The sequence below is a fragment of the Salmonella sp. SAL4457 genome, from assembly GCF_046548235.1.
In the GTDB taxonomy this organism is placed as follows: Bacteria; Pseudomonadota; Gammaproteobacteria; order Enterobacterales; family Enterobacteriaceae; genus Salmonella; species Salmonella enterica.
On record NZ_JBGDZO010001293.1, the window covers coordinates 1 to 237 of the forward strand.

Here is a 237-nt window from a genome sequence, read left to right on the forward strand (position 1 = left end):
GGCCCACACCCTGCCACGCATCGGCATCCAGGCGCGCTTCGCCGCCCACGACGACGTCGCCGCCCAGGAAGCGCTGATCGACGAGCGGACCAAGGCCGTGTTCTGCGAAACCATCGGCAACCCGGCGGGCAACATCATCGACCTGCAGGCACTGGCCGACGCCGCTCACCGCCACGGCGTGCCACTGATCGTCGACAACACGGTCGCCACCCCGGTGCTCTGCCGGCCGTACGAGCA

Annotated in this window: 1 protein-coding gene; it reads left to right on the forward strand. The window is 70.0% G+C overall.

The genetic code is table 11. The features are described from left to right. Window positions 1-237, forward strand: a 237-nt coding sequence (locus tag ACLJNW_RS28375; RefSeq protein WP_410961996.1) for an aminotransferase class V-fold PLP-dependent enzyme, incomplete at both ends; no start/stop codon positions are given.